This is a genomic window from Alicyclobacillus sp. CIJ1, from assembly GCF_057538885.1.
Map to the genome: position 1 here is coordinate 153,785 of NZ_BAAJPH010000143.1, position 12,860 is coordinate 166,644.

Consider the following 12,860-nt stretch of genomic DNA (forward strand, 5'->3'; position numbering starts at 1 on the left):
CCGACACGACGGTCGCCCAACTGCCTTGAAAGGGTGTGAGCAAGCGATGGCAATCGACGGACGTGGTAAAGTCGCAGTGGTGACGGGTGCGTCGAGCGGCATTGGCCGACAGACGGCTCTAGCGCTCGCGCGCGCAGGTTTTGACGTGGCGGTGGGGGCGCGGCGCAAGGAGCGCCTCGCCGACCTCGTCGACGAGATCGCCCGGGAGACGGGGAAGGCCGCGTACGCGGCGGCGCTCGACGTGACGAGCGTGCCAAGTATCGACGCGTTCGTGCAAGGTGTCATCGGGCACTTCGGCGTGGTGCATGTCCTCGTGAACAACGCAGGGAAGGCCTTGGGGCGGGATCCGGTGGAAACCGCGGACGAGGCCGATTGGCAGGAGATGCTCGACACGAACGTGATGGGTCTCATGCGGATGACGAAGCGTTTCCTGCCCCACATCGTGGCCTCCGGCGACGGCCACATCGTCAACCTCGGCTCCATCGCGGGCCACGAGTCGTACGCTGGGGGCAGCGTGTACTGCGCGACGAAGTTCGCGGTTCGGGCCATCACCGAGGCGCTGCGCCACGAGCTGCTGGGCAAGCCGGTGCGCGTGACGTCCATTGATCCGGGCATGGTGGAGACGGAGTTCAGCCTAGTCCGGTTCCACGGCGACGCCGCCGAGGCCGCGAAGGTGTACCAGGGCGTCCGGCCGCTCACGGCGGACGACATCGCGGACTGCATCGTGTTTGCGGTCACGCGGCCGGCGCACGTGAACATCGACGAGATGATTGTGACGTCCATCGATCAGGCGGGCGCCCGCGTGTTCCATCGAAGGGGGACGACTTCGTGACGGCATTCCTGATCCAACCGGACGATCTCGCCGCGCGGCTCGGCCAAGACGAGCTCGCCGTCTTTGACTGCCGGTTTCAGTTGTCGGACCCGGAGGCTGGAGAGCGCGCGTATCGGGAGGCGCACATTCCCGGTGCGTACTATCTCCACCTCGACCGGGATCTGTCTTCGCCTCCACGCGAACACGGCGGGCGCCATCCGTTGCCCGACTGGAACCGGTTCGCCGCGCGGCTTTCGGCGTGCGGCGTCCGCCCGCACTCCACGGTGGTGGTCTACGACGCGGGCGAGGGGATGGCGGCGCGGGCGTGGTGGCTGATGCGGCACATCGGGCTTGCGGACGTGCGGATCCTGGATGGCGGATGGAAGCGATGGGCGAGGGAAAAGAGGCCAGTGACGCCTGTGGTGCCCGAGTCTCGGCCGGGCGGCGTGGAAGTTCGGCTGCGCGACGGGGAGACGGTCGACGTGGACGAGGTGCGTCGGGGACTGCGCGAGGGAAGCCTCGTGCTCGTCGACGCGCGCAGCCCCGAGCGGTACCGAGGGGATGTCGAACCTATCGATCCGAAAGCCGGGCATATCCCGGGCGCCTTGAACCATCCGTGGGAGCGGGGGCTGAAGGAAGACGGCACGTGGCGTTCGCCCGAAGAGCAGCGCGCTCGCTTTGCAGATCTGGCGAAGTGTGGGAAGCCCATCGCCGTGTACTGCGGATCGGGCGTGACGGCCTGTTCCACGCTCTTCGCGCTTGAACTCGCGGGCATCCCGGCGAAGCTGTATCCGGGGAGCTGGAGCGACTGGGTCTCGTATCCCGAAAATCCCGTCGCCACAGGGGATGAACCGGGGGCGTGGGCGCCATGAGGACGCTTGGCGCCGCGGAGGCGAAGGAGCGTCTTGAGGCGTGGCGCGGCTCCCGGGTGTACGTGCACCTCGAGGTCAATCCGGAGGCGTACCTGCGCAACGCGAGCGCGACCCTCGACGAGGTGGGCATGTTCGGCGACGGGCTGTACCGCCTGCATCTTCGTTTTCGCGATCCGGACGGCCTGCTCTACATCCAGGATGTGACCGAGTTTGTCGAAGACGGATCGGCGCTCGTCGCAATGGGCCTCGATGGCCAGAATCGCGTCCGGCAGACGCTGACCGTGAGCCTAGCGCCGCTCGACGTGGGAAAGGTGGGATGAGCGCATGGCGACCGTCATGGGCGTGTTCGCCCACCCGGACGACGAGACGTTCATCGCAGGAGGCACCTTCGCGCGCCTGGCGGCCGAGGGGCACCGCGTCGTGATCGCCTGCGCGACGCGCGGGGAGATGGGCCGCCGGCTCGGCGTGCCGCTTCGAGCCACGCGCGAATCCCTGGGCGCGCTTCGCGAGCAGGAGCTTCGCGAGGCGTGCGCCGCGCTCGGCGTGAGCCGCCTCGTCCTCCTGGGCTACCGGGACAAAGAGGTCGAGATGGTGCCGGAGGACGAAGGGGTGTCCCGGCTGGAATCGCTCTTCGCCGAGGAGCGACCCGACGCGATCATCACGTTTCACGATCCGCTCGGCGGCCATCCGGATCACGCGGCCATCGGGCGCTTGGCGACGGCGGCCTTCGGCCGATACCACCGCACCCACCCCGAAGCGCGCCTCTTTTACCTTGCGTGGGGGGACGATCTCGCCGCCTTCAGGCGATATCCGCAGCCGGCGAAGGCGCTCGTCGAGGTGGACGTGCGCGCCTATCGCCGCCAGAAGCTCTTGGCGTTTCGAGCCCACCGCACGCAGTCGGAGCTGGATGGCGCCATCTGGGGAAACGAGGAGAAGGCCGTCCACCGCATGCGCCATCGCGAGTACTTTGTGCTGAGCCAGGGGCCAAATCTCAGACGACCGGGAACGTTGATCGACTGAAAGCGGGGCGAAACCACATGTACGACATCTACGGAGAATCGGCACTGCCCGCAGACGTGCGCCAGCGCCTGCGCATCACGCGCGATCTCGCCCGTCGTTTCCACGATCGGGCGCCGGAGCACGATCGCGTGGGCGACTTTCCGTTTGAGAACATCGAGGATCTGAAGGCGTCGGGTTACGTGCGCTGGACCGTGCCTGTGGAATACGGGGGGCTTGGCCTAAGCCTCGAGGAGATGCTCATGCATCAGGAGGTGCTCGCCAAAGGAGACGGATCGACCGCGCTCGCAATTGGCTGGCACGTGGGCATTTTGCTTCACCTGCGCGAGACGGGGGCGTTCCCGGACGAGCTGTTTCGCATGGTGTGCGAGTCCGTCGTGAAGGAGGGCGCGCTCATCAACAGCTGCGCCACGGAGCCCGCCACGGGGAGCCCGAGCCGCGGCGGCAAGCCGGAGACCACCGCAGTGAAAGTGCCCGGCGGGTATCGGATCACGGGCCGCAAGATATTCAGCACGCTCTCCCCAGCGCTCACCTGGATCATGGTGACCGCCACGGTGGCGGACGAAGACGTGGTGGGGCAGTTTCTCGTTCGGCAGGAGGACGTGGAAATTGTCGAGACGTGGGACACGCTCGGCATGCGCGCCACCGGCAGCCACGACATCGTGCTCAAGGACGTGTTTGTGCCGGAGGAGCGGGTGATTGTGATTCAGCGCCCGGGCGTGCAGGCGGAGCGCAGGCCGGACGGCAGCGGTTGGCTGCTTCACATTCCGGCGTGTTACCTCGGCATCGCCCTCGCGGCGCGCGACTTTGCGCTGGAGTACGCCGCGACGTACCGGCCCAACACGTTGCCGCATCCCATCGCGGAGGTGCCGCACGTCGAGCAGAAACTCGGCGAGATGGAGCTCAAGCTGCTCGCCGCCCGCACGCTCCTGTACGATCTCGCCCGCCGTTTCGACGCGGCCACGCCGGAGGAACGCGTCAAGTTGCAGCCCCAGTTCGGCGCGGTGAAGACGCTCGCGACGAACGCCGCCAATCAGGTGGTGGATCTCGCCATGCGAATTGTCGGCGGCCGCAGCCTTTCGCGCGCCCTGCCGCTCGAGCGGTACTACCGCGACGTCCGGGCCGGCCTACACAATCCGCCGATGGACGACGTGGTCTACCGCAACCTCGCGAAGGCCGCGCTCGCTCGGCGCGCCGCGGGGCAGGCGAAGGTATGACCTACAGGGTGGCCTGCGCGCTTGCCGCGCAGGAGGCCGCCCTGGCCACGCTCAGGACGTCTTCTGTTTGGCAAAGTCGATGTAGCCGGCGCTTCCGTCCCGGTTGACAAACAGGTCCACGGCCTCGTAGTCCTGCCCGTTAAATCGGATCTTGCCGTTCGAGGCGTACAGCACGCCCTCCGGCGTCTTCTTCTTCACGCCGATGCCGGGAAAGAGCAGTTGCTCGTGGCCATTCATGTACAGATTTGCCGTGTAGATCACCTGGCCGTTTTGCACGTGTTTCTCCAGGTTCCAGGCCTCGCCCACCGAATTGGACGGAACGGCCTTCGCGGTCACGTGCACTCGGATTTCGCCGCCGGGCAGCTTGTCGTAGCTCGTCGGATACGGCACGCTTCCTCCAATGCGGATTTTGAGCAACACGGCGGCGAGCACGACGATAAAGATCCAGAAGTACTGGCGAAAGCGGGCGTCGCGCAACGTCTCGCACCTTCTTCACGACTCTTGAATTTGAATGGATTCGATGTACGCAGTCTTGAGCGGATAGCTGTCCTCCTGCGTGATGGGATTCGTGGTCACCGGAATGGCGGCGATCTTGTCGATCACGTCCATCCCCGAGATGACGCGCCCGAATTCCGTGTACCGGTTGTTGGGCGGCTGAAACACCTGCGTGTCATTCGCCGTGCAGATGAAAAACTGGCTGCCGCCCGTGTGCGGCTGGCCCGTGTTGGCCATGGCCACGATGCCCTTGGTAAACGGCACCTGGTGGCTCAGTTCGTCGGGGATGGTGTAGCCTGGGCCGCCCGTGCCGTCGTTGCGCGGATCGCCCGTCTGGATGACGAAGTTTTTCACGATGCGGAAAAACGTGCAGTCGTGATAGAAGTTGTGCTCCGCCAGGAACACGAAGTTGTTGACGGTGACGGGCGCGTCCTTGGCAAACAGCTCGATGGTGAACGTCCCGTAATTGGTGTGCACAATGGCGTCATACGTCTTGTTCGGGTTGATGAACATCTTGGGCATGCTCGTCCACTGTTCCGTCGACGTGTGCAGATACGGCGGATTCGCCGTGTCGAGCGTCTGATTGCCCTCGTTCGACGCAGAATTTAGGGCGTTCGTGACGGTTTCATTCGACGTGTTTCCAGAAGTCGTGTTGTTGGCGGCCGTGCCGCAGCCCGTCAACGAGAGCAAAGCCGCGAACGACACGCCCGCGAGCATGGTGCGACGTTTCATGGATCTGCCTCCTCATGAGCTTGAACCAACGCTCATCATATCACAAGCGCTATCATCGCCATGGTTCTATGAGCGCACGTTGAGGCGGTCAAACACCGCCTGAAGGAACGACTGGGCGTCCGAGCCGTCCGAAGAGATGACGTTTCCGTCCATCACGACGGGGCCGGGTTCGAAGATGGCATGGCGGAAGAGGGGCTCGTGCGCTTGCACGACGCTCACGGGCGCCGTGAAGCGCAGTCCGCCCAGGATCCCTCCCGAAGCGAGGCACAACAGTCCTTGGGCGGAAGCGGCGAAGTAACCGCCCGTCGTCGAAAAGCGGCGCAGGTAGCGGTGCAGGCGCAGATCGCCCCAGCTGTCGGCTTCGTATAGGCCACCTGGGATCACGCAAAGGCCGGCGTCCGGCGGCACGGGTTCCTCGACGCCACCGTCCGCCTGGATGACGAGTCCCTCCGCCGTCTGGCAAGGGCGCCCGTCGAGCGTGATGACGCGGGCGCGGCGATTCAGCCGGCGAAGCCCTTCGAGAACCAGCGCTACGTCGCCCAGGCGAGACCATGGAAGTGCGACAAATACAGCTCTCATGGCGAGGCTTGTCCTCTCGTTTCGATTGGAGTCCATCGTAATCGTAACAGAATGGACGGGATCGCACATCCCCATTGGGGTTTCTCGATGGGCTGCGACGTGGTAGTCTCTGATCTTGCTGACGCCACGGTGTGGGAGGGACGGCCGTTGTGCTTGATGTGAAGGACATCCTACGTGGACTGAATCCCGAGCAGCGGGACGCCGTCACCACCACGAGCGGTCCGCTCCTCGTGGTGGCGGGGGCGGGAAGCGGCAAGACGAGCGTGCTCACGCGGCGCATCGCTTACCTCATCGCGCACGCTGGCGTGGCGGTGCACGAAATTCTCGCCATCACGTTTACGAACAAAGCGGCGCGCGAGATGAAGGCGCGCATTCGCGATCTCATCGGCCCTCGCGCGGACGATCTCTGGATGGGGACGTTTCACAGCATCTGTGTCCGCATTCTGAGGCGCGAGGCGGATAGGCTCGGGTACCAGCCGAATTTCACCATTCTCGACGCCGAAGACCAGGAGGCCTTGGTCCAGCAGTGCTTGCTCGATCTCGGCTACGATCTCAAAACGAACGACGCCCGCTCCATCAAGCACCGCATCTCGCAATGGAAGAACGAGGGCGCCACGCGCGCCGTCAACGAGTCCAACCCGTCGGATCTCATCGCGGATCGGGTGATGGAGCTCTACAATAAGCGCCTTTTCGCTGCGAATGCGATGGACTTTGACGATCTCATCGGTCACACGGTCCGGCTCCTCGAGCAAAACGACGACCTGCGTGAAAAATATCAGGACAAGTTCCGGTATGTGCTCGTGGACGAGTACCAGGACACAAACGGCATCCAGTTCCGCCTGCTTTGCCTTCTCTGTGCGAAGCACCGCAACCTGTGCGCGGTGGGGGATGCGGACCAGGCCATCTACGCCTGGCGCGGCGCGGACAGCGAGCACATGTTGCGGTTCGAGCGGGACTTTCCGGACGCGAAGATCGTGTTGCTCACGCGCAACTACCGCTCGACGCAGGAGATCCTGGACGCGGCGAACAGCGTGATTGCCCACAATCCGCGGAGGCGGCCGAAAGAGCTTCGCTCCACGCGCGGGCATGGCGACAAGCCCCTAGTCGTGCGGCTGCCCGACGGCGCGGCCGAAGCCCAATACGTGGCGGAGGCCATCGAGGAGCACGTGCGAAATGGGGGAAGGTACGAGGACTGCGCGGTGCTGTATCGGGCCAATGCGCAGTCGCGCGCCGTAGAGGAAAAGTTGCTTGAGCGCGCGATTCCCTACACCGTGGTGGGCGGGATGACCTTCTACGATCGGCGTGAGGTCAAAGACGTGCTGGCGTATCTGCGGGTCCTCGTCAATCCGCAGGACGAGATCTCGCTTCTTCGGATCATCAATCGTCCGAAGCGAGGGTTGGGCGACACGGCGGTGGACAAGCTGCTGGAATTCGCGCACGCCGAGGGCATGAGCTTGTACGAGGCGCTTGCGCGCGGCGAGGAGGCTGGGCTGTCTGAGCGCGCCGCGGAGGCCGCGCGCCAGTTTCACGCCTCGCTGCAGGAACTTGCGCTCTGGATGGAGGGCATGGCCGTCTCGGAGTTTTTGGCGGAAGTCTTGCACGCCACGCGCTACCGCGAGATGTACCTTGAGTCGGGAAAGAAGGAGGACCTCGCCCGCGTCGAGAACATCGATGAGCTGTTCAGCGTGACGAGATCGTTTGACGAGCGCCGGGGCGGGACGGTGGCGGAGTTCCTCGCGGAGGTGAGCCTGCTCTCGGATATCGACAAGGAGCGCCATCGCGGCAAGGGATCCGTCAGGTTGATGACGCTCCACGCGAGTAAGGGGCTTGAGTTTCCTGTGGTGTTCCTCGTGGGCATGGAGGAGGGGCTTTTTCCCCACGCGCGGTCGCTCGACGATCCGCTGCGCATCGAGGAGGAGCGCAACCTCTGCTACGTGGGCCTGACGCGCGCCATGGACAGGCTCGTGCTCACGCATGCCGCCTGGCGCACGCTGTACGGCCAGACGGTGGCGCGCGAGCCGTCGCGATTCCTCGCCGAGATCCGCGAAGAACTCGTCGTGCGCGTCGATCTCGCCGAGGCCCTGGAGCCGGAGGTTCTGCGCCCCGGCGATCGCGTGGTGCATCCGCAACATGGGCAGGGCATTGTGCTTTCCATCGAGTCGCACGCCGGAGAGGAACGCGTGCAAGTGATGTTCCATCCATCCATAGGGATGAAATGGGTGTCGAAGAAAGGATTACGGACGGACGGCGCCGTCGTGGTACAATGAGACGAGCGCATCTGCGCCGCTGGATTCGCCATCACAGGGGGCTACCGCTTTGATGTACTGGATCATCGTCCTCAGTGTGCTCGCAGCGTTGATCGCAGCATACACCGGCTTTTACTTCTGGGCGCGCAAGCGCCAGCGCCAATTTGACGAGCAGTTTTTGGCGCACAAGCAGCGCTTCGAAGTGTTCGTTCTTTCGAAGCGGCGCGTCCGTGAACGCGGCAAGCAGGGCATCGCGCGCTTCGTGCCGCTCACCACGTACCAGGTGGTGGGACGCGTCACGCTGGGGCAGACCATGAAGGGCCTGCACGTGCATCGGACGGCGAACGTGACGTTCCGCACGACCAAAGAGGAGTACGACAAAATCGAGGTCAACCGGAAGTACCGCATGGACATCGCGGGCGACTTCATTGGCAATGTCGTAGGGGAGGTCACCAATAAGCGCCGGCGCGAGCTCGAAAGGAAGCGCCAGGAAGAAACGGCGAGTCGGGGAAAGGGCATTCGGCGGTTCTCGTTCGCGCGGCGCAAGCCGGACTGAGCCGCCGCGCAATTGGGCGGGCACTTGCATAGTGTGATGTCGACATCTCCAAGGGAGGTCGACATCATGCCGAATCGAAACCGCCCCCGCCGCGCGGGCCCCAAGCGTTCGCGCGCGCGTTCCAACGCACACGCCCGCGGGCGCCGGAACCCGGCTCATCCGCCTGGCACCGAAGAGGTTCGCTATCGCCCTCGCCGTCCCGAAGACGACGACTGGATTGTGCAACTCGCTCGCCGGGAATTGGGCGACGTGCACGAGCAGGCGTTTGGCGAACCCTTTCCCGAGGCGGAGTTGCGCCAATACCTTCAGTCGGGCATGCCGACGGTCGTGATCGAACGAAACGGGAGGCCCGTGGGATTCTATTCGTACCTGCCCAGTGCGGAAGGGAAAGTGCATGTGAGTGCGCTGGTGATTGACTCGAAGTTTCAGCGCAAGGGCATTGGCCGAAGGGCGATGGAGAACCTGGAGGCCGAGGCCAAGCGCATGGGGGCGCACACGCTCGAGGTGTTTATCCAGGACGTGAATCCGAAGAGCCTCGCGTTCGCCAAGCAGCTGGGCTTCCGCGAAGTGGCGCGCATGGAGCCGAGGACTCTCGTCTTGTGGAAGGTCATCTCTTCGGGACCCGTCCTTCCGCCTGTGGCCATGCCGTTCTGATCCGACGATACCCAGCTTCGCTTGGACAGGTGGGTTGCATCGCGGTCGCGTGTGCGCGTATGCTAAAAGCGTATTGGAGGGATGGATCATGATGAACGACGTGACCTCCACAGAAGCGCGCATTCGCGAAGCGATTGAGTCCATTCGCGAAGCCATCCAGCAGGATGGCGGCGATGTGGAATTTGTGTCGTACGACGACTTGTCGAAGACCGTCTACGTCTCGCTTCAGGGTGCCTGCGTGGGTTGCCCGGCGAGCGTCATGACGTTGAAGATGGGGATTGAGCGCGCGGTCAAGAAGGTAGCGCCGGACGTGGAATACGTCGAAGCCGTCTGAGACCGCGCCGTGGCCCGAATGGGCGCCGCCCGGTCAAGGGCGGTTTTTTTGTACCGCGGGCAGATGGGATACAATGGATGACAAGAGGATTCGGACATGGACGTGCGTGTGAACCCAGGGGGAATTTCGATCTCCCTGCCGAAGCCCCCTCGGCCGATGCCTTGGGTGGAGGCGCTCTCCCAGGCGCTGCATGTCCCGCAGTCGCACGTTCGGCATCTGCTTCGGCAGGGGGCCGTTCGCGTGCGGGGCAGCGCACCGGGCCATCTCGAGATGTGGGATCGACCCACGCAGGTGTGGATCGACGAAAAGCTACATCCTGTCGACGTGGCGCCCGCCACGCTGCCGCCGATTCGAGTATTCTACAATGATTCCAGTCTTTTGGTCGTGGACAAGCCTGCGAATTTGCTCGTCCACAGCGACGGAAGCGGCGCGCCGACGCTCGACGCGTGCGTGCAGCGATTCCTGAACGAGGAAGGGGCGGGACGCGCGTATCACGTGCACCGGCTGGACCGCGGCACCACGGGTTGCGTGCTCTACGCGAAGCATGGACTCATGCTTCGCGCGATGGACGCGGAGCTTGCCGCCGGGCGGGTGCGGCGCACGTATCTCGCCGTCGCGTGCGGGGCTCGCATTCGACCAGGGGTGGTGTCCGCGCCCATTGGGCGGGATCGCCACGTGTCGGGCCGATACCGCGTGTCGCGGACGGGCAAGGCCGCGCACACCCATGTGGACGTGTTGGACGAGGCCATCCAGGGCGGCGTGCGGTGGACGCTCGTCAGGCTTCGCCTGGAGACGGGGCGCAGACATCAGATCCGCGTTCACCTGTCGGCGATGGGAGCGCCCGTAGTCGGCGATACACTGTACGGCGGGGCGCCGCATCCGGCGCTTCCGCCAGGCCAACTCGCGTTGCACGCCGCGCGGCTCCAATTTTGCCACCCCTATACGGGGGAGGACGTCGAGGTGTACGCTCCCCTGCCGCCGGCATGGGAGGCGCTCGCCGCCGCCGTGGGCCTTTCGCTCGACTGTCTCAAAAGGGAGTGACGTTGTGCGAACCCGCTTTCAACAGGCCCAGGCATTCGCGCGCCGGCTCGGCGCGAATTGCTTGGCGCACGATATCACGTCGCTCGCCGCCCAGATTTCGTTCTATGCGATGTTCTCGCTTCTTCCGCTCCTCATTCTCGTGATGTACGGGGCGAGCCTCGTGGTACCGCATCGCATCATTGTAGAGATGGTGCTCGGCGCGCTCAGGCCCTACTATCCTGACCTGCAAAACGCGAATCAGATGCTGGAGAATAGTCTCAACAAGCTGAGCGACATCGGCGCCCGCGCTGGTTTCGTGAGCTTCCTTTCCTTGGCGTGGTCCGCCACCAGCGCGCTCATCGCGGTCCAGCAGGCGCTCGACCGCATCTTCGAGGTGGGCGTACCGCGGTCATTCCTGGCCCGCCGCGCCATCGCAGCGCTCTTCCTCGTGGCGCTGGTCATCGTGGCCGTCGTGTCCGCGCTTGCGATGGCCATCTACCCGTGGGTCGTGCATCACATTCCGGCGGGCACGTGGCTCGTGACCGCGTTCACCCGTTTTTCGGGCGTCACGCGCGTGCTCTACCCCTTGTCGCTCTTTGTCACCTGCTTCGTCGTGTACCGGTACCTCCCGTCGAGGCGGGTCAACCTCAACTGCACCATCCTGGGAGCACTGGCCGCCACGGTCCTGCTCGATCTCGCGAGGTTGCTCTTCGTCGTGTACGCGGCGTACGCCGTGACCTATCACGCGGTGTACGGCGGGTTGACGGTGGTGATTCTGCTTATCTTCTGGATGTACATTGCGCTCATCATTCTGCTGTTGGGCGCCGAGATCGCGTGGCTGCTCGAGCAGGCGGGGGGAGATCCGGGAGGTGCTGAGCCATGACCCGTGCGTTTGATGGCGCGTTTCCCGACCAGCTGAGTCTGGTCGGCATGGTTTTCTATGCGTATCACGGCGTGTATCCCGAGGAGCGGAAACTCGGCCAGCGCTTCACTGTGGACGTCCACATGCACGGCGACTTTCGCCGCGCCGGGGAGGAGGACGATCTCGACCACGCCGTCAATTACGCCGCGGTGTACGACGTGGTGCGCGCGGCCGTCGAGGGGGAGCCTGTGCGGCTCATCGAGGCGCTGGCGGAGCGCATCGCGCGCCGAGTGCTCGCCGCCTTCCCCCTGGTGGGCGCCGTCGAGGTTGCCGTCGAAAAGCCGGGAGCGCCCGTGCCGGGGCCGATGGAGACCGTGCGCGCGGTGGTGCGCCGAACGCGCTAGGGACTACGCCATGCGCCGATATAAGTGCGTCGCGTAATAGAAGAGAATCGGGGTCACGCCGAAGCGATAGATCCGCCGGCGCGAGGCGGCAAGGTGCGCGGCGGATCGCGTCTTGGGATCCGAAAGATACATGCCCATGAGCCCGTGGACGACATACCGGTGAATGATGCCGCCCGGGATGTCCTCGGTTCGTTCTACGCCTTCGGCGGCGAATTGCTCGATCCGCTCCCAGGCACGCGCCGGATCGCGGTAACAGGCGACAAAGTTGAAGTCCCCGCGGGCCTCGTCCTCGAGGGCGTCGATCCAGTAGTCGAGCAGGATGTGCAGGCCGCAGATGTAAGGGAAATATTGTTGGTGGAGTTTTTGTACGTCGGCCGGCGTGATGGGTTCGGTGGCGGCCAAAAACAGGGCAAACATGCCCAGGGTCGATCCGGTGGCGGCCGCCCACTCGTGCCAGGCGACGCCTGGGTACCCGGCGAGATGCTGCCGGGACCAGTTCAGGAGCCGGTGTTCGCGTTCTTCGACCGGGGCGTGCTTATGCTCCTGCAGCTCGCTGTACCGCCGGGCATACCAGTCCACCTGAGATTCCACCGCGCGGTAATGCGGGAGCTGTTCCAACGCTTGCTGGCAGGTTCGGACGAGCGATTCGAGATATCCGCCGTCGTCCCGGTAGGCGTAATGTCGATAGTAGTCCGAAGGGGGTGTGCCGGGATGGACGGCGTCCTGAAGGCTCCGATGAAGGATCTGAAAGGCGACGGGATCGCAGACGCCGGCGCGATCGCACAGGTTGTCCAGGTAGTCGCTGATGGTCTGGAGCGACACGATGGCCTGGACGAGGTGGGGCATGTGTTTCGGGTTCGCGGCCGCGTAGACGGCCCCTCCGTCGGCGTGGAACTGCTTATCTCGCAGGCTGGCGAGCGCCTGTTCGCGCAGGAGTTCGTCCGGGATGGCCTCCGCTCGCGCGCGCCATCTGGCGAGCTCGGCGCGCACGAGCGGCATCACGCGGCGAAACAGCCTGTAGAGAAATTGGCTATGGGTGAGTTTGGAGCCGTTTGGCATCC

The 12,860-nt window shown here is 64.6% G+C and carries 16 protein-coding genes; 12 read left to right on the top strand and 4 right to left on the bottom strand.

Annotation, left to right across the window (positions count from 1 at the left end):
• Positions 1-46: 46 nt before the first annotated feature.
• The 5 genes from AC27E8_RS13765 to AC27E8_RS13785 are packed head-to-tail and all read left to right on the top strand — an operon-like array spanning position 47 to position 3,917.
• Positions 47-832 (top strand): SDR family NAD(P)-dependent oxidoreductase, encoded by a 786-nt coding sequence (locus AC27E8_RS13765; RefSeq protein WP_487099851.1) that lies wholly within the window; start codon positions 47-49, stop codon positions 830-832.
• On the top strand, positions 829-1,683 hold the full coding sequence (locus AC27E8_RS13770; protein WP_487099852.1) for a sulfurtransferase: 855 nt from the start codon (positions 829-831) through the stop codon (positions 1,681-1,683). Before AC27E8_RS13765 ends, AC27E8_RS13770 begins: the two co-directional genes overlap by 4 nt.
• Entirely contained in the window at positions 1,680-2,003 is a 324-nt protein-coding gene (locus AC27E8_RS13775; RefSeq protein WP_067849831.1) for a DUF1806 family protein, read from the top strand. The genes AC27E8_RS13770 and AC27E8_RS13775 overlap by 4 nt, the downstream gene beginning before the upstream one ends.
• 4 nt (positions 2,004-2,007) lie before the next feature.
• Positions 2,008-2,703 (top strand): PIG-L family deacetylase, encoded by a 696-nt coding sequence (locus tag AC27E8_RS13780; protein WP_487099853.1) that lies wholly within the window; start codon positions 2,008-2,010, stop codon positions 2,701-2,703.
• 17 nt (positions 2,704-2,720) lie between these two features.
• Positions 2,721-3,917: an acyl-CoA dehydrogenase family protein gene (locus AC27E8_RS13785; RefSeq protein WP_487099854.1), complete on the top strand. Its 1,197-nt coding sequence runs from the start codon at positions 2,721-2,723 to the stop codon at positions 3,915-3,917.
• A 51-nt stretch (positions 3,918-3,968) separates the two neighbouring features.
• Here AC27E8_RS13785 and AC27E8_RS13790 read toward each other — a convergent pair whose 3' ends face one another.
• The 3 genes from AC27E8_RS13790 to AC27E8_RS13800 all read right to left on the bottom strand — a co-directional run bounded on the left by AC27E8_RS13790 (position 3,969) and on the right by AC27E8_RS13800 (position 5,723).
• Entirely contained in the window at positions 3,969-4,394 is a 426-nt protein-coding gene (locus AC27E8_RS13790; protein WP_487099855.1) for a hypothetical protein, read from the bottom strand.
• Between the two features lie 15 nt (positions 4,395-4,409).
• Positions 4,410-5,144, bottom strand: coding sequence for a peptidylprolyl isomerase (locus tag AC27E8_RS13795; RefSeq protein WP_487099856.1), 735 nt, complete (start codon positions 5,142-5,144; stop codon positions 4,410-4,412).
• Positions 5,145-5,210: 66 nt separating this feature from the next.
• The gene (locus tag AC27E8_RS13800; RefSeq protein ID WP_487099857.1) at positions 5,211-5,723 is read right to left on the bottom strand and encodes a DJ-1/PfpI family protein; all 513 of its coding nucleotides are present in this window, start codon (positions 5,721-5,723) and stop codon (positions 5,211-5,213) included.
• Positions 5,724-5,872: 149 nt separating this feature from the next.
• Here AC27E8_RS13800 and AC27E8_RS13805 point away from each other — a divergent pair, with 149 nt between their 5' ends.
• The 7 genes from AC27E8_RS13805 (at position 5,873) to folB (ending at position 11,799) form a co-directional block, all read left to right on the top strand.
• Positions 5,873-7,990 (top strand): ATP-dependent helicase, encoded by a 2,118-nt coding sequence (locus AC27E8_RS13805; RefSeq protein WP_487099858.1) that lies wholly within the window; start codon positions 5,873-5,875, stop codon positions 7,988-7,990.
• Between the two features lie 52 nt (positions 7,991-8,042).
• Positions 8,043-8,525, top strand: a complete 483-nt coding sequence (locus tag AC27E8_RS13810; RefSeq protein ID WP_487099972.1) for a hypothetical protein — start codon at positions 8,043-8,045, stop codon at positions 8,523-8,525.
• A gap of 66 nt (positions 8,526-8,591) precedes the next feature.
• Positions 8,592-9,179, top strand: a complete 588-nt coding sequence (locus tag AC27E8_RS13815; protein ID WP_041695038.1) for a GNAT family N-acetyltransferase — start codon at positions 8,592-8,594, stop codon at positions 9,177-9,179.
• An 88-nt stretch (positions 9,180-9,267) separates the two neighbouring features.
• A complete protein-coding gene (locus tag AC27E8_RS13820; protein WP_487099859.1) occupies positions 9,268-9,513 on the top strand; it encodes a NifU family protein in 246 nt (81 codons plus the stop codon).
• Positions 9,514-9,609: 96 nt separating this feature from the next.
• Entirely contained in the window at positions 9,610-10,554 is a 945-nt protein-coding gene (locus AC27E8_RS13825) for an RluA family pseudouridine synthase (RefSeq protein WP_487099860.1), read from the top strand.
• Between the two features lie 4 nt (positions 10,555-10,558).
• Positions 10,559-11,416, top strand: coding sequence for a YihY/virulence factor BrkB family protein (locus AC27E8_RS13830; RefSeq protein WP_487099861.1), 858 nt, complete (start codon positions 10,559-10,561; stop codon positions 11,414-11,416).
• Positions 11,413-11,799, top strand: a complete 387-nt coding sequence (gene folB / locus AC27E8_RS13835) for a dihydroneopterin aldolase (RefSeq protein ID WP_487099862.1) — start codon at positions 11,413-11,415, stop codon at positions 11,797-11,799. Before AC27E8_RS13830 ends, folB begins: the two co-directional genes overlap by 4 nt.
• A gap of 3 nt (positions 11,800-11,802) precedes the next feature.
• Here folB and AC27E8_RS13840 read toward each other — a convergent pair whose 3' ends face one another.
• Positions 11,803-12,858, bottom strand: a complete 1,056-nt coding sequence (locus tag AC27E8_RS13840) for a tetraprenyl-beta-curcumene synthase family protein (protein WP_487099863.1) — start codon at positions 12,856-12,858, stop codon at positions 11,803-11,805.
• Positions 12,859-12,860: the final 2 nt, after the last annotated feature.

Bases quoted from the DNA above. Each gene is read 5' to 3' on its own strand.
- AC27E8_RS13765 (WP_487099851.1), top strand. From the start codon at position 47: ATGGCAATCGACGGACGTGGTAAAGTCGCAGTGGTGACGGGTGCGTCG.
- AC27E8_RS13775 (WP_067849831.1), top strand. From the start codon at position 1,680: ATGAGGACGCTTGGCGCCGCGGAGGCGAAGGAGCGTCTTGAGGCGTGG.
- AC27E8_RS13780 (WP_487099853.1), top strand. From the start codon at position 2,008: ATGGCGACCGTCATGGGCGTGTTCGCCCACCCGGACGACGAGACGTTC.
- AC27E8_RS13785 (WP_487099854.1), top strand. From the start codon at position 2,721: ATGTACGACATCTACGGAGAATCGGCACTGCCCGCAGACGTGCGCCAG.
- AC27E8_RS13795 (WP_487099856.1), bottom strand. From the start codon at position 5,144: ATGAAACGTCGCACCATGCTCGCGGGCGTGTCGTTCGCGGCTTTGCTC.
- AC27E8_RS13800 (WP_487099857.1), bottom strand. From the start codon at position 5,723: ATGAGAGCTGTATTTGTCGCACTTCCATGGTCTCGCCTGGGCGACGTA.
- AC27E8_RS13810 (WP_487099972.1), top strand. From the start codon at position 8,043: ATGTACTGGATCATCGTCCTCAGTGTGCTCGCAGCGTTGATCGCAGCA.
- AC27E8_RS13815 (WP_041695038.1), top strand. From the start codon at position 8,592: ATGCCGAATCGAAACCGCCCCCGCCGCGCGGGCCCCAAGCGTTCGCGC.
- AC27E8_RS13820 (WP_487099859.1), top strand. From the start codon at position 9,268: ATGATGAACGACGTGACCTCCACAGAAGCGCGCATTCGCGAAGCGATT.
- AC27E8_RS13825 (WP_487099860.1), top strand. From the start codon at position 9,610: ATGGACGTGCGTGTGAACCCAGGGGGAATTTCGATCTCCCTGCCGAAG.
- folB (WP_487099862.1), top strand. From the start codon at position 11,413: ATGACCCGTGCGTTTGATGGCGCGTTTCCCGACCAGCTGAGTCTGGTC.
- AC27E8_RS13840 (WP_487099863.1), bottom strand. From the start codon at position 12,858: ATGCCAAACGGCTCCAAACTCACCCATAGCCAATTTCTCTACAGGCTG.